The 16699-nt window shown below is 71.8% G+C and carries 13 protein-coding genes, 1 tRNA gene and 1 pseudogene; 7 read left to right on the top strand and 8 right to left on the bottom strand.

From position 1 onward, the window contains the following. Nucleotides 1-19: 19 nt before the first annotated feature. Complete coding sequence (locus tag GC722_RS19385) at nucleotides 20-994, bottom strand: GNAT family N-acetyltransferase (protein ID WP_456298121.1); 975 nt, start codon at nucleotides 992-994, stop codon at nucleotides 20-22. After that, complete coding sequence (gene aceE, locus GC722_RS15760; protein ID WP_156611668.1) at nucleotides 991-3747, bottom strand: pyruvate dehydrogenase (acetyl-transferring), homodimeric type; 2757 nt, start codon at nucleotides 3745-3747, stop codon at nucleotides 991-993. The genes GC722_RS19385 and aceE overlap by 4 nt, the downstream gene beginning before the upstream one ends. Nucleotides 3748-3979: 232 nt before the next feature. Between aceE and GC722_RS18640 the strand changes: the two genes are divergently transcribed. Both GC722_RS18640 and GC722_RS15750 read left to right on the top strand, forming a co-directional pair. Next, the gene (locus GC722_RS18640) at nucleotides 3980-4411 is read left to right on the top strand and encodes a DUF3052 domain-containing protein (protein WP_408609323.1); all 432 of its coding nucleotides are present in this window, start codon (nucleotides 3980-3982) and stop codon (nucleotides 4409-4411) included. A 55-nt stretch (nucleotides 4412-4466) separates the two neighbouring features. After that, nucleotides 4467-4901: pseudogene (locus GC722_RS15750) on the top strand (redoxin domain-containing protein); the annotation flags it as partial. Nucleotides 4902-4955: 54 nt separating this feature from the next. Here the strand turns inward: GC722_RS15750 and GC722_RS15745 are convergent. The 4 genes from GC722_RS15745 to GC722_RS15730 form a co-directional block, all read right to left on the bottom strand. Next, entirely contained in the window at nucleotides 4956-5849 is an 894-nt protein-coding gene (locus GC722_RS15745) for a restriction endonuclease (protein ID WP_156611661.1), read from the bottom strand. A gap of 93 nt (nucleotides 5850-5942) precedes the next feature. Beyond that, on the bottom strand, nucleotides 5943-7418 hold the full coding sequence (locus GC722_RS15740; RefSeq protein WP_156611659.1) for an amino acid permease: 1476 nt from the start codon (nucleotides 7416-7418) through the stop codon (nucleotides 5943-5945). Between the two features lie 37 nt (nucleotides 7419-7455). Then, the gene (locus GC722_RS15735; protein WP_331714950.1) at nucleotides 7456-7920 is read right to left on the bottom strand and encodes a GatB/YqeY domain-containing protein; all 465 of its coding nucleotides are present in this window, start codon (nucleotides 7918-7920) and stop codon (nucleotides 7456-7458) included. Nucleotides 7921-7966: 46 nt separating this feature from the next. Further along, complete coding sequence (locus GC722_RS15730) at nucleotides 7967-9406, bottom strand: MFS transporter (protein ID WP_197430206.1); 1440 nt, start codon at nucleotides 9404-9406, stop codon at nucleotides 7967-7969. A gap of 192 nt (nucleotides 9407-9598) precedes the next feature. Here GC722_RS15730 and GC722_RS15725 point away from each other — a divergent pair, with 192 nt between their 5' ends. Next, nucleotides 9599-10948, top strand: coding sequence for a M14 family zinc carboxypeptidase (locus GC722_RS15725; protein ID WP_156611657.1), 1350 nt, complete (start codon nucleotides 9599-9601; stop codon nucleotides 10946-10948). A 143-nt stretch (nucleotides 10949-11091) separates the two neighbouring features. Here GC722_RS15725 and GC722_RS15720 read toward each other — a convergent pair. Together GC722_RS15720 and GC722_RS15715 are read right to left on the bottom strand one after the other, a co-directional pair. After that, a tRNA-Val gene (locus GC722_RS15720) sits at nucleotides 11092-11165 on the bottom strand. After that, the gene (locus GC722_RS15715) at nucleotides 11156-12217 is read right to left on the bottom strand and encodes an ROK family protein (protein WP_331714949.1); all 1062 of its coding nucleotides are present in this window, start codon (nucleotides 12215-12217) and stop codon (nucleotides 11156-11158) included. The genes GC722_RS15720 and GC722_RS15715 overlap by 10 nt, the downstream gene beginning before the upstream one ends. Nucleotides 12218-12280: 63 nt before the next feature. Here GC722_RS15715 and prfB point away from each other — a divergent pair, with 63 nt between their 5' ends. The 4 genes from prfB to GC722_RS15695 all read left to right on the top strand — a co-directional run bounded on the left by prfB (nucleotide 12281) and on the right by GC722_RS15695 (nucleotide 16643). Then, entirely contained in the window at nucleotides 12281-13393 is a 1113-nt protein-coding gene (gene prfB / locus GC722_RS15710) for a peptide chain release factor 2 (RefSeq protein WP_331714948.1), read from the top strand. Between the two features lie 172 nt (nucleotides 13394-13565). After that, nucleotides 13566-14252 carry a cell division ATP-binding protein FtsE gene (gene ftsE, locus GC722_RS15705; RefSeq protein ID WP_331714947.1) on the top strand — a complete coding sequence of 229 codons (687 nt, stop codon included), beginning with the start codon at nucleotides 13566-13568 and terminating at the stop codon, nucleotides 14250-14252. A 51-nt stretch (nucleotides 14253-14303) separates the two neighbouring features. Then, entirely contained in the window at nucleotides 14304-15203 is a 900-nt protein-coding gene (ftsX, locus tag GC722_RS15700) for a permease-like cell division protein FtsX (RefSeq protein ID WP_156611655.1), read from the top strand. Between the two features lie 138 nt (nucleotides 15204-15341). Continuing rightward, the gene (locus GC722_RS15695; RefSeq protein ID WP_156611653.1) at nucleotides 15342-16643 is read left to right on the top strand and encodes a peptidoglycan DD-metalloendopeptidase family protein; all 1302 of its coding nucleotides are present in this window, start codon (nucleotides 15342-15344) and stop codon (nucleotides 16641-16643) included. The last annotated feature ends 56 nt before the right edge of the window (nucleotides 16644-16699 follow it).

Below are 16699 nucleotides of genomic sequence, written 5' to 3'. Positions count from 1 at the left end.
GGGCTCGGGCCGAAGCCTCTCAGCCGCGAGGGCCACCCGTCGGCGCCGTCTCGTCCAGGGACCAGTAGCGGTAGCGGTGGTGCTCCTCGAAGCCGAGCCGGCGGTAGAGGGCCAGTGCGGGGGTGTTGTCGGGCAGCACCTGCAGGTGCAGGGCGGCGCAGCCGAGCTCGACCGCGCGGACCGCCAGGTCGGCGGTGAGGGCCGTACCGAGACCGCGGCCGCGGGAGGCCGGCTCCACCCACAACCCGGTCAGCCCCGCCCAGGGCGGCTCGGTCGTCAGCCGTCCCACCGCCACGATGCGCCCGTCCTGCTCGATCCGGGCGAAGCGGGCGCCGCTGCCGGCCAGCACCGTGGCGGCCGCGGGGGTGTCGACCGGACGCTGGCGCGCGAAGGCAGCCAGCCACTCCGGCTCCAGGTGGTCCGACCACCGGGTGAGGCCGGGGGCGTCGCGCGCCACGTCGGCCGCGGTCGCGGTGAGGAAGCACGTCTCCTCCGCCGGCGTGAACCCCTGGGCCACCAGCTCCGGCTCCAGCACCGGGGCCAGGGCGCCGTCGGAGAGCTGCAGCAGGGCGGGTCGGCCGCGGTCGCGGTACCAGCGGCGGACCTGGTGCAGGGCGCCGGCCAGCGAGCGGCCCGGCCCGCCGGTGGCCAGCACCGAGTTGGCCCGCCGGGTCCAGCCGTCGGCCCAGCGCAGCCGCCAGTCGCCGAGCGCCTCCTCCTCGACCGCCGGCCAGCCGCGGGCGGCCAGCCGGGACAGCTCCTCGGCGTCGGCACGGCGGTGCAGGGCGGGGACGCCCGGAGGTGGCGGCACGCGGCGCCAGGCCACCACCGCCGACCGCTCGACGCGCACCTCGCCGCGACGGGTCCGGACCAGCAGCCCGGACCCGTCCACGGCGAGCACGTCGCCGACCGCGTCGGTCAGACCCGGCCCCGGACCGGTGATCCGGTACCGCAGCGAGACCCGTTCACCGACCGCGGGGAGGTCGCCGCTCAGGCGCCCGCACCCTCCTGGGTGACGCCGTAGGTGGCGGTGGGGTCGCCGAGGGCGAACCGCTCGTAGGCCTCCGCCGCCGCACCCGCACGGTAGGCGCCCTGCTTCTCCAGCGCGGCCAGCGTGGCCACCACGATGGACTGGGCGTCGACCTGGAAGAACCGGCGGGCGGCCGCGCGGGTGTCGGCGAAGCCGAACCCGTCGGTGCCCAGCGAGTGCCAGGGGGCGTCCACGAACTGCTGGATCTGGTCCGGCACGGCCCGCATGTAGTCGCTGACCGCCACCAGCGGGCCCTCGGCACCGGCCAGCTTGGCCGTCACCCACGGGGTCCGCGGCTCCTCGCCCGGGTGGTCGAAGTTCCAGGACTCGACCGCCAGCGCCTCACGGCGCAGCTCGTTCCACGACGTCACCGACCACACGTCGGCGTCCACGGCGTACTCCTCGGCGAGGATCCGCTGGGCGTCCAGCGCCGCCGGCACCGCCACACCGGAGGCCAGCAGCTGGGCACGGGCCCGGTCGCCGCTCGCCTCGGAGCCCCGGTAGAGGTGCATGCCGCGGAGGATGCCCTCCACGTCGACGTCCTCCTCCGGGCCCGGCTGGGGGACCGGCTCGTTGTACACCGTGAGGTAGTAGATGACGTCCTCGCCACCGGGGTGCTCGCTCGACTCGTAGTCGTACATGCGGCGCAGGCCGTCACGGACGATGTGGGCGATCTCGAAGGCGAACGCCGGGTCGTAGTGCACGACGGCCGGGTTGGTGCTGGCCAGCAGCGGGGAGTGCCCGTCGGCGTGCTGCAGCCCCTCGCCGGTCAGCGTGGTGCGGCCGGCGGTGGCGCCGATCAGGAAGCCGCGGCCGAGCTGGTCGGCCATCGCCCAGATGAAGTCGCCCACCCGCTGGAAGCCGAACATCGAGTAGAAGATGAACACCGGCACCATCGGCTCGCCGTGGGTGGCGTAGGCCGAGCCCGCGGCGGTCGTCGAGCACAGCGCACCGGCCTCGGAGATGCCCTCGTGCAGCAGCTGGCCCTCCGAGGACTCCTTCCACGACAGCAGCAGCTTGCGGTCCACCGACTCGTAGTTCTGCCCGTGCGGGTTGTAGATCTTCGCCGTCGGGAACATCGAGTCCATGCCGAAGGTGCGGAACTCGTCGGGGGCGATGGGCACGATGCGACGGCCGATCTCGGGGTCGCGCATCAGGTCGCGGAGCAGCCGGACGAAGGCCTGGGTGGTGGCCACCTTGGCGTTGACCGGCTCCATCAGCGGCGCGTACACCTTGTCGCCGGGCAGCTGCACGGTGCGCGGCCGCACCCGGCGCTCGGGCAGGAAGCCGCCGAGCTTGCGGCGCCGCTCGAGCATGTACTGGATCTCGTCGGAGTCCGCGCCCGGGTGGAAGTACGGCGGGTTGTAGGCGTCCTCCAGGGCGGAGTCCGGGATCGGCAGGTAGAGCCGGTCGCGGAACGTCTTGAGGTCCTTGGTGGTCAGCTTCTTCATCTGGTGGGTGGCGTTCTTGGCCTCGAGGGCGTCGATCGTCCAGCCCTTGACCGTCTGGGCCAGGATCACCGTGGGCTGCCCGACGTGCTCGCTGGCGGCCTTGAAGGCGGCGTAGACCTTGCGGTAGTCGTGCCCGCCACGCGAGAGCTTCTTGATCTCGTCGTCGGACATGTGCTGCACCATCTTCTGCAGCCGCGGGTCGTCGAAGAAGTGCTGACGGGCGTAGGCGCCGTCCTCGACCGAGTAGGTCTGGAACTGCCCGTCCGGCGTGGTGTTCATCTTGTTGACGAGCACGCCGTCGGAGTCGGCGGCCAGCAGCGGGTCCCAGTCACGGCCCCACAGCACCTTGATGACGTGCCAGCCGGCGCCGCGGAACTGGGCCTCCAGCTCCTGCACGATCTTGCCGTTGCCGCGGACCGGGCCGTCGAGCTGCTGCAGGTTGCAGTTGATGACGAAGGTGAGGTTGTCCAGCCCCTCGCGCGCGGCCACGCCGATCGCACCCAGGGACTCCGGCTCGCCCATCTCGCCGTCGCCGAGGAAGGCCCACACGTGCTGGTCGGAGGTGTCCTTGATGCCGCGGTGGTGCATGTAGCGGTTGAAGCGCGCCTGGTAGATCGCGTTCATCGGGCCGATGCCCATCGAGACCGTCGGGAACTCCCAGAACTCCGGCATCGAGCGCGGGTGCGGGTAGGACGACAACCCGTTGCCGCGGCCGCGCGAGACCTCCTGGCGGAAGGAGTCGAGGTGGTCGCTGGTGAGCCGGCCCTCGAGGAAGGCGCGGGAGTAGATGCCGGGGGAGGCGTGGCCCTGGATCAGGACGTGGTCGCCGCCGCCGGGGTGGTCCTTGCCGCGGAAGAAGTGGTTGAAGCCGACCTCGTACAGGCTGGCCGCGCTCTGGTAGGAGGCGATGTGGCCGCCGACCTCGAGGCCCTTGCGGTTGGCCTTGGAGACCATCACCGCGGCGTTCCAGCGGATGAAGGCCCGGATCCGGCGCTCGATGTGCTCGTCACCGGGGAACCACGGCTCGTCCTCGGGCGGGATCGTGTTGATGTAGTCGCTGCTGCGCAGGGCCGGCAGGCCCACCTGGCGCTCGCGGGCGTGCTCGAGGAGCTTCAGCATGATGTACCGGGCGCGCTGCTTGCCCTTCTCGTCCAGCATGCCGTCCAGGGAGTCGAGCCACTCCTGGGTCTCTTCCGGGTCGATGTCCGGGAGCTGGCTGGGAATTCCTTCGGCGGTGATGCCGGGGCGCTCGCCAGGGCGTGCCATGAGGCTCCTATCGCTGTGTCGATCGTGTCCCCTAGGGAGGACGAGGCGTCCCAGGTCATGGCACGCGTCCACCCGCCAGTCTGTCACTTCCCGCCAACGTTCCGTAATCCTGTCCGTCACCCGAGGGTGCCCCTGTGCGCGCGGCGCGCCCGCGCGGGGGAGGGGGTGTTCCCAACCACGGTCCACCTCTGGCACGCTGTGGGCACAGGCAGGAGACGCAGGGGGAGGCCGGGTGAGCACCAACGCAGGACCCTCCGGGAGGAAGACCCTCCCGGTGGCGGAGAGGCTGCACGTCACGAGGGGGATGGTCGTCCAGGAGCTCGGCTGGGACGACGACGTGGACGACGACCTGCGGATCGCGCTCGAGGACGCGGTCGACGGCGAGCTCGTGGAGGAGGCCGTCGAGGCCGTGGACGTCGTGCTGCTGTGGTGGCGCGACAGCGACGGTGACGTCGTCGACGGTCTGGTCGAGGCGCTCACCGACCTCGGCTCCAACGGTTTCATCTGGCTGATGACCCCGAAGGTCGGCCGCGAGGGCTACGTCGACCCGGCCGACATCGCCGAGGGGGCGCTGACGGCGGGGCTCAGCCTGACCAGCACCGCGACGCTGTCGGAGGACTGGGCCGCCAGCAAGCTGGTGCGCCCCAAGGGCACCCGTCGTTGAGCCACGGGTCGCGGGACGGGTCGCCGACTCTGGTTCGTCGGAGCGCGTTCCCCACGCAGGTGTGCTGACCAACCAGCACGGCGAGCCGGTCGAGCTCGACCCGCTGACCGCGGACTGGACCCTGCTGGTCTTCTTCCCCTGGGCCGGCACACCCGTCTGCGGCCACGAGCTGAGCGCCCTGTCCGAGCGCGCGGACGCCTTCGCCGCCCGGGGCTGCCGGGTGCTGGCGGTCTCCTGCGACTCCACCTACACCCAGCGCGCCTGGGCCGACCAGCTCGGGCTGCGGCTCGAGCTCGTCTCCGACCACTGGCCGCACGGCGAGCTGGCGCGCGCCCACGACGCCTTCGACGCCGAGCAGGGCTGCGCGCACCGGGTCAGCGTGCTGCTGGACGCCGCCGGCCGCCCGGTCTGGCGCGACCGGACGGACCCCGGCACGGCCCGCGACCCCCAGGCGCCGCTCGCCGCGCTGGACCGGCTGTCCGGCGGCTGATCCAGGACCAGGGTTCACCGCATTCCCGCCAACGGATGGCGGCCCTGGCAATCACTACTCGAAGAAGTCCTCGTCGATCTCCACGATGTGCACGGTCTGCTTGGCCTGCACACCCACTGCGTAGCGGATCATCAGGGCGGCCAGTCGCTGCCCGTCGATCAGAACGATCCGAGTCGGAACACTGGACGCGTACTCGCGAGCCCCTGCACTGAACCTGCCCGTGGTGATGAATACTCCACCGTCGGCCTTCCCACTCAGAGCACCGACGAAGGCCTGCAGTTCCGGGCGACCCACAGAGCTGTCGACGGCATATCGTTTGGCCTGCACGTACACGCGGTTGAGACCGAGTGTGTCCTGGTCGATGATCCCGTCGATGCCCCCGTCGTTGGACTGCTGTGTGACGGTCGCCTGTCCATCCGCACCTCCGTACCCCATGGCAACGAGGAGCCGAACTACTGCGTCCTCGAAGAAGGCCGGGCTCTTCGCGTGCAGACGAGCCAGCAATTCTGACGCCACCTCGGCGTTGATCTGCTTGATTCCCTGGTCGATGAGTTCCCGGGGGTCGAGTGCTTCCACCACTGTCTCGCCGACGTCGCTGTCGGTACCGGTCGTGAGTGTGCGCACCCGCCGGTAGCCGGTCACCATCGCAACATCTGCGCGGGAGACGCCGGGATGGGTTGCCAACAGCTGCCGTCCCACATCGCTGATCACGTAGGTGCCGCGCTCGGGGCGAGCAAGCGCACCGGCCTTCGTCAGGTGGGATATGGCCCAGCCGACACGGTTGGCGTGCATCGGCTGCCCTGTGGTCAGGGTGACTCGTCGTTCTTCTGGCGTCACTCCCGCGAGGTCGGCCGCCAGCTCGGTGATCTGGCTGCGATCTCGCACCTGCCCATCAGACATCACCTTCAAGATCGGTGCCATGAACTCGTGCCACTTCGGCATCGCCATCACGAACCCTCCTCGGTTGCCATCAGGGTCTGGCCCGTGGTCCCGGGGGTGACACGGCGAGCCGTCCGCCTCATACGCGAGTTCTTGCGCCCATCAAGCCTTGTTGAGCCGGCTGTGACGGCGGGACCAGCCGAAGTACACGACCACGCCGATCAGCAGCCACACCACGAAGCGGATCCAGGTGTCGAGGTTGAGGTTGAGCATCAGGTAGAAGCAGATGACCGCGGCCAGCACCGGCACCACCGGCACCCACGGCACCCGGAACGAGCGCGGCAGGTCCGGCCGGGTGCGGCGCAGCACGACCACCCCGATCGAGACGAGGATGAAGGCGGCCAGCGTGCCGATGTTGACCAGCTCGGCCAGCGTGGACAGCGGCACCAGGGCGGCCACCACGGCGATCACCAGGCCCGCCACCAGGGTGAAGCGGTAGGGGGTCCCGAACCGCGGGTGGGTGCGGGCCAGCCAGCCCGGCAGCAGGCCGTCGCGGGCCATCGAGAAGCCCACCCGGGTCTGGCCGAGGAAGAGGATCATGCACACCACGATCAGCCCGATGCAGGCGCCGATCGCGATCAGGTCGGCCATGATCGGCCAGCCGGCGGCGACGAAGGCGTTGGCCAACGGGGCCCCGTCGTCGGGGTCGATGTCGCGGAAGCTCTGCATGCCGGTGATCACCAGCGACACCGCCATGTAGAGCAGGGTGACGATGGCCAGCGAGCCCAGGATGCCGATCGGCAGGTCGCGCTGCGGGTTGCGGGCCTCCTCGGCGGTGGTGGCCACCACGTCGAAGCCGATGAAGGCGAAGAACACCATGGCCGCGGCGGCGAAGACCCCGCCGATGCCGAAGACGCTGGGCTCCAGGCCGAAGAGGAACTGCACCAGCGGCAGGTGCAGGGCGCCGCCCTCGGTGGGGGCGGGGGTCTCGGCCGGCGGGATGAACGGGCTCCAGTTCGACACCTTGACCAGGAACGCACCCACCACGACCACCGCCAGCACCACCAGCAGCTTGATGGCGGTGACCACCTGGTTGATCCGGCTCGACAGCCGCACCCCCGTCACCAGCACGACCGTCAGGCCGACCACCAGCAGGCCCGCCGGCAGGTTGAGCACGCCGTCCTCGGCCGAGGCCAGCGCGTGCGGCACCGCGAACGGCGTGCCGGCCAGCAGGACCTGCAGGTACTGGCTGAAGGAGGTGGCCAGGGCGGCGGCGCCCACCGTGAACTCCAGGATGAGGTCCCAGCCGATCATCCAGGCCAGGAACTCGCCCATAGTGGCGAAGGTGAAGGTGTAGGCGCTCCCGGCCACCGGCACGGTGGAGGCCAGCTCGGCGTAGCAGAGTGCGGCGAGGGCGCAGCCCAGCCCGGCGATCAGGAACGACAGCGCGATGGCCGGACCGGCGTTGCTCGCCGCCGCCTGGCCGGTGAGCACGAAGATCCCGGCGCCGATGCAGACGCCGATGCCGAAGACGACGAGGTCCAGGGCACCGAGGTTCTTGCGGAGCTGGTGCTCCGGCTCCTCGGTGTCGCGGATGCTCTGCTCGATCGACTTCGTGCGGAACAGGCCGGTGGCCATCGGTCCTCCTCGACTGGTGCGGGCGGCCCACACCGTACTAACCCTGCAGCTGCCGCTTCACCTCGGCCGCCACCTGCGCTCCGTCGGCGCGCCCCTTGGTCTGCGGTGTCAGCACGCCCATCACCTTGCCCATGGCGCGCATGCCCTGCTCGGCGGCCCCCGTCTGGGCGATGGCCGCACGCACGAGCTCGGTGATCTCCTGCTCGCTCAGCGCTGCGGGGAGGTACCCGGCGAGCACCTCGGCCTCCTCGCGCTCCTGGGCGGCGAGCTCCTCGCGCCCCGACGCCTCGTAGGCCTCGATCGACTCCGCCCGCTTCTTGGCCTCGTGGACGATCACGTCCAGCACCTGCTCGTCGCTGAGCTCCACGGCCTCCTCGCCGGCGGTCTCGGCCTGGGAGATGCCGGCCAGCACCGACCGCAGGGTGCGGGTGCGGGTGGTCTGGCGGGCCTTCATGGCCGCGGTCATGTCGGCGCGGATGCGGGACTTCAGGGAATCGCTCACCCGTCCATCCTCTCACCGGCGACCGGGTCGCGCCCGACCCGGCGGGTCAGTCGCTGCCGACCCGGCGCCGAAGATCCAGCAGCGCCAGCAGCAGCGCCACCAGCACCAGCCCGATCGTGGTGCGCAGGCTGACCGACAGCGCCTCGGCCAGGTCCCCGCCGCTGGCGGTGGCGGCGTCGAAGAAGATCGCCAGCACCACCGCCACCCCGATCGCCGAGCCGACCCGCTGCGCGGTCTGCAGCAGCCCGCCGCCGGCGCCGGCCCGGGCCACGTCCACCTCCTCCAGGGAGAGGGTGACGTTGGGGGAGATGACCAGCCCGCCGCCGAGCCCGGCCAGCAGCAGGGCCGGGGCCAGCTTGAGCCCCTCCATCCCCTCCAGCCGCGGGGTCATCAGGTCCACCGCCAGCAGGCCGGCCAGCACCGCGACCAGCCCGATCACGACCAGCCGGCGCCCGTAGCGGCTGACCAGCCGGCCGGCGCCGAACGCCGAGACCGCCGATCCGACGGCGAAGGGCAGCTGGGTCAGCCCGGCCTCCAGCGCGGTGTAGCCCAGCCCCTCCTGCAGGTAGAGCGTGAGGACGATGAACAGCGCGGTGAACCCGGCGAAGTAGAAGGTGCCCAGACCGAGCCCGTTCATGAAGGAGCGGACGCGCAGCAGGCTGAGGTCGACCAGCGTCTCCCGGCCGCGGGCGGTCCAGTGCCGCTCCCACCACCAGAACAGCACGAGCAGGCCGAGCGCCACCCCCGTCAGCCACCACGGCCGCCGGCTCAGCGGGGTGCCCTGCTCGCCCTGCACCACCGGCCACAGCAGCAGCAGCATCGACGTGGTGAACAGCACCACGCCGACCGGGTCCAGCGACTGCCGCTGCCCGCTCGAGCCGCGGGGGAGGAAGCGCAGCGCCAGCAGCACCAGCACGACGCCGACCGGCACGTTGACGTAGAACACCAGCCGCCAGCCGAGGTCGGGGCCCCCGGCGTTGACCAGGACGCCGCCCAGCAGCGGCCCGATCGCGGTGGACACGCCGACCGTCGCGCCGAACAGCCCGAAGGCCCGACCCCGCTCGGCGCCGCGGAACATGGTCTGGATGAATCCCGAGACCTGGGGCGAGATCAGCCCGCCGCCCAGGCCCTGCAGCACCCGGGCCACCGCCAGCCAGACCGGGTCCTGCGCCGCTCCGCAGAGCGCGCTGGAGACGGTGAACAGCACCACGCCGGCGACGAACACGCCACGGCGGCTGCGGGCGTCGCCCAGACGTCCCGCCGGGACCAGCAGCACGCCGAAGGCGAGGGCGTAGCCGGCCACCACCCAGCTGATGGCGCTCGGGCCGGCGCCCAGACCCTCCCGGATGGCCGGCAGGGCCACGTTGACGATGCTGACGTCGAGCAGCGTCATCGCCCCCGCCACCAGGCACACCACCAGCGCCCGCCACCGCTGCTGCTCGTCAGGGGCGCTGTCGACATCGGGAGCCGGTCCTCGGCGCTGCACCCGCTCACGCTAACCGCCGGCTACCGCAGCGGGTGCTCCAGCCCCTCCGGGCCGGCGTTCTGACCAGCCGCTGGCTCTTGACACCCCGGGTGGCAGCAACTTCCCTGGACGGACAACCGAACACCCCTCCCGGCCGTCGCAGGCCGATCGACGCGTCTGCCCGGCCCCCACCCACCCCCCAGGGAGAACACGATGAGACGTGGTCGTTCCGCGCTCGCCGCCGCCGCGGCGGTGGCGCTCAGCTGCTCGCTGCTGTCGGGCAGTCCCGCCGAGGCCGAGCCGACGGCGGATTCCCAGCTCCGGGCGGCGCTGGCCGCCGCCCCCGAGGACCTCCAGACCCCCTTCGAGCAGTCCGACGGGGCCGAGTGGACCACCCACCCCGAGTCGCTGCGCTACTACCGCCAGCTCGACGCCGCCAGTGACCGCGTCCGGGTCACCAACGTCGGCCGCACCGTGCAGGACCGGCCGCTGCAGCTGGTGGCGGTGGGCGCCCCGACGCCGGACAGCCGGCCCGCGGCCGCGGAGGGGTCGGTGGCGATGTTCGTCTGCTCCGTCCACGGCGACGAGCCGTCGGGCCGCGAGGCGTGCATGACGCTGGCCCGCGAGCTCGCCTTCACCACCGACGCCGCGCTCACCCGGTTCCTGGAGCGGACGACCGTGCTGTTCATCAACGCCAACCCCGACGGCTGGGTGGCAGACACCCGCGAGAACGCCGACGACGTCGACGTCAACCGGGACTACATGGCCCTGGAGACGCCGGAGGCGCGGGCCGTCACCAAGGTGATCCGGGACTGGAACCCCGACGTCCTCAACGACCTGCACGAGTACGGGCCGCGGGAGTACTACGACACCGACCTGCTGCACCTGTGGCCGCGCAACCGCAACGTGGACGACCAGATCCACCAGCTCGCCCAGGAGATGAGCAACGACTACTCCGCCGCCCAGGTCACCTCGACCGGGCGCACCGCCGGCATCTACGGGCAGCTGGTCAAGGACGGCGAGCCCTTCCTGCAGGTGGCCGGCGACGAGCAGGCCCGTATCCTGCGCAACTACGCGGGTCTGGTCAACGTGGTGGGCATGCTCAGCGAGACCGCCAACGCCCCGCTGGACGAGGCGGAGGAGGAGGACGAGTCGCTGCTCAACCGGCGCCGCGTCGAGGTGAACCACGACAGCGCCGTGGGCACCCTGCAGATGGTGATGGAGAACCGCGACCTGCTGGCCGAGCAGACCGCGGCCGCGGCCGAGCGGCACACCGAGGCCGGTGCCGAGCAGTCCGGGGTCATCTACTTCGCCGGGCAGGACGACATGCTGCCGACCGACTCCGACGAGGTGGAGCCGGAGCCGATGTGCGGCTACCAGCTGACCGGCGAGCAGTTCACCGAGCTGCGCAGCACGCTGAACCTGCACGGCATCACCACCCGCCGCCACGAGGACGGCCGGCTGGTGCCGCTCGCGCAGCCCACCCGCGGGCTCATCCCGCTGCTGCTCGACGAGCGCTCGGAGTACCGGATCGCCGAGGCGACCCCGCTGCAGGAGTGCTGAGCGGGGGAGCGGACGCTCCGCAGGCAGATCCCCGGCCGGTGCGCGCACCCGCCGGGGGTCTGCCGCGTGGTCCCGCGGCCGTGCCCGCCGGGCGGACCCGTCGGAGCGCCGCCTGCACCACGGAGCCGCCTGCACCACGGAGGTGGGCGCAGAGGGACTTGAACCCCCGACCTACTGCTTGTAAGGCAGTTGCTCTGACCAGCTGAGCTATGCGCCCGCGACCGCTCGGTCGGCGGCCCGATCGTAGCGCGGCTCCAGCCGGTCCCAGGCCGGGGCCTGACGCAGCGGACCGTGTCCGGACAGGGCCAGCGCCACCGCCGCGGCGCCCAGCAGACCGGCGTTCTCGAGCTCGGCGGGCCGGATCTCGACGTCGGACACGTAGTGCATCACCGCGAAGTCGCGCAGGTGCCGGCGCAGCGGCTCGAAGACCACCTCGCCGGCCTTGGAGACCCCGCCGCCCACCACGAACGTCGTGACATCGAGGTTGGCGGCCAGCTCGGCCACGCCGGCCGCCAGCGCCCGCATCCCGGTCTCGATCGCCTGCACCGCCACCGGGTGCCCGGCCCGGGCGTCGGCGGTCAGCTGCTCGGCGTCCTCACCGACCCAGCCCTGGGACTGCGCGGCCGCGACCATGGCCGGCCCGCGGGCGTACATCTCGACGCAGCCGTGCGCGCCGCACGGGCAGCGCTCGCCCAGGAAGTTCACGCTGGTGTGGCCGATGTGCAGGGCGTTGCCGCTGCGCCCGGCGAAGAGCCGGTCGTCGATCACCGCGCCCCCGCCGATGCCGGTGGAGATGACCATGCCGACCATCGTGGTGACGTCGCGGCCCGCCCCCAGCCAGCGCTCCCCGACGGCGATGCAGTGCCCGTCGCCCACCAGCACGCCGACGGCCGGGCGGCCGGTGGCGGCCACCGCGGCGGCGAGCACCCGGTCGCGCAGCGGGTAGCGGCGCCAGGCCGCCACGTTCACCGGGCTGACCTGCCCCTCCGGGCCGTGCACCGGGCCGGCGGAGCCGATCCCGACCCGCACCTCGTCGCCGAGCGGGGCGTCGGTGCCCCGCAGCAGCCGGTCCACCATCGCCCCGACCGGGGCCCAGATCGCCTCGGGGTCGGCGTCGCGCCCGGTGGGGACGACGTCCTCGGCCAGCACCGTGCCGTCGGGGGCGACCACCGCAGCGGCCACCTTGGTCCCGCCGACGTCGACGGCCAGCACCGCGGCGTCGTCGCCGGCCGCCACCGGGGGCGTCGGGTCGGTTGGTGTGCCGCTCACGGTTCTCCTCTCACCGGGTCGCCCAGATCCTAGGGCCCGCGGGGGCGCGTAGACTTATCGGTCGTGCCAGCCGATTTCCCCACCGCCATCGCCGAGCTCGACCGCGCCCTGTCCTCGATCGAGGCCGTGCTCGACCCCGAACGCAAGAAGGCGGAGATCGCCGAGCTGCAGGAGCAGGTCTCCGCACCCGACCTGTGGGACGACCAGGCCAACGCCCAGCGGGTGACCTCCCGGCTCTCGGCCCTGCAGGCCGAGCAGGAGCGGCTGACGTCGCTCCGCTCGCGGCTGGACGACCTGGGCGTGCTGGTGGAGCTGGCCCAGGAGGAGGGTGACGCCGCCTCGCTGGCCGAGGCCGAGGCCGAGCTCGCCTCGCTGCGGCGCTCCATCGACGCCCTCGAGGTGCGCACCCTGCTGTCGGGGGAGTACGACGAGCGCGAGGCCGTGGTCACCATCCGGGCCGAGGCCGGCGGCGTGGACGCCGCCGACTTCGCCTCGATGCTGCTGCGGATGTACCTGCGCTGGGCCGAGCGGCACGGCTACCCCACCGAGGTCTACGACGTCTCCTACGCCGAGGAGGCGGGCATCAAGTCCGCCACCTTCGCCGTCAAGGTCCCCTTCGCCTACGGCACGCTGTCGGTGGAGCAGGGCACCCACCGGCTGGTGCGGATCTCCCCGTTCGACAACCAGGGACGCCGCCAGACCTCCTTCGCGGGGGTGGAGGTGCTGCCCGTGACGGCCGAGGCCGACCACATCGACATCCCCGAGGGCGACCTGCGCATCGACGTCTTCCGCTCCTCCGGACCCGGCGGGCAGAGCGTCAACACCACCGACTCCGCCGTCCGGATCACCCACCTGCCCACCGGCATCGTCGTCTCCTGCCAGAACGAGAAGTCCCAGCTGCAGAACAAGGCCGCCGCGCTGCGGGTGCTGCAGTCGCGGCTGCTCGAGAAGGCCCGCCAGGACCGCGAGGCCGAGCTCAACGCGCTCAAGGGCGACGGCGGCAACTCCTGGGGCTCGCAGATGCGCTCCTACGTGCTGCACCCGTACCAGATGGTCAAGGACCTGCGCACCGACCACGAGGTCAGCAACCCCGACGGCGTCTTCGACGGCGAGATCGACGGCTTCCTCGACAGCGGCATCCGCTGGCGCCGCAGCGCCGAGCTCGCCGAGGCCTGAGCCGCGGCTGAGACACGGCCGGCGGGTACCTGAGAATCCTCAACCCGCCGAGCCGGTCTCAATGTGGGGGAGGGCCCGTGGGCAGACCTAGACTCCGGCGTGGACCGATCACCCGGGCCGGGTCCCGCACCCGTTCCCACTTCCCTGCGTCTACCACCGGTCCGACCACGCCGTGATCCGATTTGATGATGTCAGCAAGACCTACGAGGGCCAGCGCCGCGCCGCGCTGAGCAACGTCGACCTCGAGATCGACAAGGGCGAGTTCGTCTTCCTCGTCGGCCAGTCCGGCTCGGGGAAGTCGACCTTCCTGCGGCTGGTGCTGCGCGAGTACCGGCCCAGCCGGGGACGGGTCTTCGTGGCCGGCCGCGAGCTGAACCGGCTGCACAACTGGAAGATCCCCGGCCTGCGCCGCCAGATCGGCACCGTGTTCCAGGACTTCCGGCTGCTGCCGGGCAAGACCGTCTACGAGAACGTCGCCTTCGCCCTGCAGGTGATCGGCAAGCCCCGCCGCGAGATCCGCCAGGTGGTCCCCGAGACGCTGGAGCTCGTCGGCCTCGACGGCAAGGGCGACCGGCTGCCCGAGGAGCTGTCCGGGGGAGAGCAGCAGCGGGTGGCGGTGGCGCGCGCCTTCGTCAACCGGCCGCGGATCCTGATCGCCGACGAGCCCACCGGCAACCTCGACCCCGCCACCAGCGTCGGGATCATGAAGCTGCTGGACCGGATCAACCGCACCGGGACCACCGTGGTGATGGCCACCCACGACTCGACCATCGTCGACCAGATGCGCAAGCGGGTGGTCCAGCTCGTCGACGGCCGGGTCGTCCGCGACCAGGCCAGGGGGGTGTACGGCCAGCAGTGAATACGCCGACCCCCGCCCCCCGCCGCACGACCTCCGAGGACGCCTGAACCGATGCGCCACATCTTCTCCGAGACCTGGTCCGGCCTCCGCCGCCACATCAGCATGGTGGTGGCCGTCGTCGTGACCGCCTTCGTCTCGCTCACCCTCTTCGGCGCCGGGCTGCTGGTCTACCAGTACGCCGACGCGCTCAAGGGCAACTGGTACGACCGGGTCGAGATCTCGGTCTTCCTCTGCACCGAGGCCACGCTGGGTGACAACTGCACCCCCGGCGCGGGCGTCACCGACGCCGAGCGCAGCCTCATCGAGGAGACCCTGACCACCAACCCGGAGGTCGCCTCGGTCGAGTTCGAGACCAAGGAGGAGGCCTACCGGGAGTTCCAGGAGGCCTTCGAGGGCAGCCCGATCCAGGACTCCCTGACCGTCGAGCAGATGCAGGAGTCCTTCCGGGTCAAGCTGGTGGACCCGCAGCAGTTCGAGGGCGTGGTCAGCTCGGTCGCCGGGCTGCCCGGCGTGCAGGCCGTGCAGGACATGCGCGAGATCCTCCGGCCGCTGATCAACGCGCTGCAGGCCGCCCAGGTCGCCGCGCTGGTCACCAGCGGGCTGCTGCTGCTCGCCGCGGCCCTGCAGATCGGCAACACCATCCGGATGGCGGCGGTCGCCCGGCGCCGCGAGATCGGCATCATGCGGCTGGTCGGCGCCAGCTACGCCTACATCATGGCGCCGTTCCTGCTGGAATCGCTGATCGCCGGCGTGCTGGGCGTCGTGCTCGCCTGCGGGACCATCGCCGGACTGGTCGCCTGGCTGACCCAGAACCCTCAACTCTCGATCCAGGCTGGAGGCTGGATCGGCTGGCAGGAGGCGGGAATTGCCATGGCGGGGGTTGCGGCCGTCGGGATCGTGCTGTCTATAGTGCCCACGCTCATCGCCACGAGACGTTATCTTCGGGTTTAGGTGAAAATGCCTGCTCCGGGAGCGTCGAAATACGATTGGGGTCTGCTCATCGTGACACGGGAACTTCCCCACGCCCCCCGGGGCGTCCCCGGAGACCGAGCTGCCACCGGCCGCCCCCGGCTGCGTCGCCTCCTCGGCGTGCTGGCCGTCGGCGCCCTCGGTCTGTCGCTCTGCCTGGGCACCGCCCACGCCGACGAGCTGACCGACCGCCGCGACCAGCTGGAGCGGGCCGCGCAGCAGACCAAGCGCGACCTGAGCGAGTCCACCAAGGGGCTGCAGGACGCGGTCGTGGCGCTGCAGGCGGCCGAGGCCGAGCTGCGTGACGCCGAGACCCGGCTGGCCGCCACCCAGGAGCAGCTGGCCGCCGCGCAGGCGCTGGACGAGAAGATGCAGAAGAAGCTGGCGAAGGCCCAGGAGGAGCTGGAGGCGGCCCGCGTCGCGGTGGCCGACAACCAGCTCGAGCTGGACAACCAGCTGGCGATGGTGGGCGAGGTCGTCCGCACCGAGTACCAGCAGCGGACCAACCTGATGGGCGTGGCGGTGCTGCTGCAGACCCACAGCCAGGCCGACCTGCAGACCAAGATGCAGTGGTCGACCACCATGTTCGACACCGCCGAGGCCTCGATGGACCGGCTCCGCGAGCTGCAGCAGAAGCTGGAGGCCGCCGAGGCCCGCCGGGCCAAGATCGAGGCCCAGGTGGCCGAGGACCGCCAGGCCGCCGCGGAGAACCTGGAGCGCAAGGAGCAGCTGGAGGCCCAGGCCGAGGCCGAGACCGCCCAGGTGCAGGCCCTGGTGCAGAAGTCCGACTCCGCCCGCGCCGCCGCCGAGAAGGAGGTCGAGGCCGACGAGAAGCGGTACCAGGAGCTGACCGCCGAGCGCAGCGCCGTGGAGCAGCGGATCGCGGACCGGATCGCAGAGGCCAAGGCCAAGGCCGCCGCCGAGGAGCGGGCCCGCAAGGCGCGCGAGGAGGCCGCCAAGGCCAAGCGCGGGGGCTCTTCGTCGAAGGGCTCCTCCGGCGGCTCCTCGGGCTCCTCCCCGTCGCGTGACACCAGCTTCTCGATGCCGGTGAACGCGCCCATCACCTCCAAGTACGGCATGCGGCTGCACCCGGTCACCGGGATCTACAAGCTGCACGACGGCACCGACTTCGGCGCCGGCTGCGGGGTGCCGATCCGGGCGCCCTACTCCGGGACGGTGACCGAGCGCTACTACAACGCCGGGTACGGCAACCGCCTGCTGATCGACCACGGCAAGGTGCGCGGCAGCTACATCACGACCTCCTACAACCACGCCACCTCCTACTCCGTGGGCGTGGGGGACCGGGTCAGCAAGGGACAGGTGATCGGCTACGTCGGCACCACCGGCTACTCCACCGGCTGCCACCTGCACCTGATGGTGTGGAAGAACGGGAGCATGATCAACCCGATGAGCTGGTTCTGAGCCTGCTGCGCCGCGGCCCGCACCTCGCCAGGGGTGCGGGCCGCGGTGCGTCCACG

This window comes from Auraticoccus cholistanensis (genome assembly GCF_009742705.1).
Lineage (GTDB): Bacteria > Actinomycetota > Actinomycetes > Propionibacteriales > Propionibacteriaceae > Auraticoccus > Auraticoccus cholistanensis.
Note: the sequence above shows the minus strand (reverse complement) of the source record. Positions and strands in the feature narration are given on the sequence as shown.

Excerpts from the sequence above, each read along its gene's own strand:
- aceE (WP_156611668.1), bottom strand. The coding sequence starts at position 3,747 with ATGGCACGCCCTGGCGAGCGCCCCGGCATCACCGCCGAAGGAATTCCC.
- GC722_RS15745 (WP_156611661.1), bottom strand. The coding sequence starts at position 5,849 with ATGGCGATGCCGAAGTGGCACGAGTTCATGGCACCGATCTTGAAGGTG.
- GC722_RS15740 (WP_156611659.1), bottom strand. The coding sequence starts at position 7,418 with ATGGCCACCGGCCTGTTCCGCACGAAGTCGATCGAGCAGAGCATCCGC.
- GC722_RS15725 (WP_156611657.1), top strand. The coding sequence starts at position 9,599 with ATGAGACGTGGTCGTTCCGCGCTCGCCGCCGCCGCGGCGGTGGCGCTC.
- ftsX (WP_156611655.1), top strand. The coding sequence starts at position 14,304 with ATGCGCCACATCTTCTCCGAGACCTGGTCCGGCCTCCGCCGCCACATC.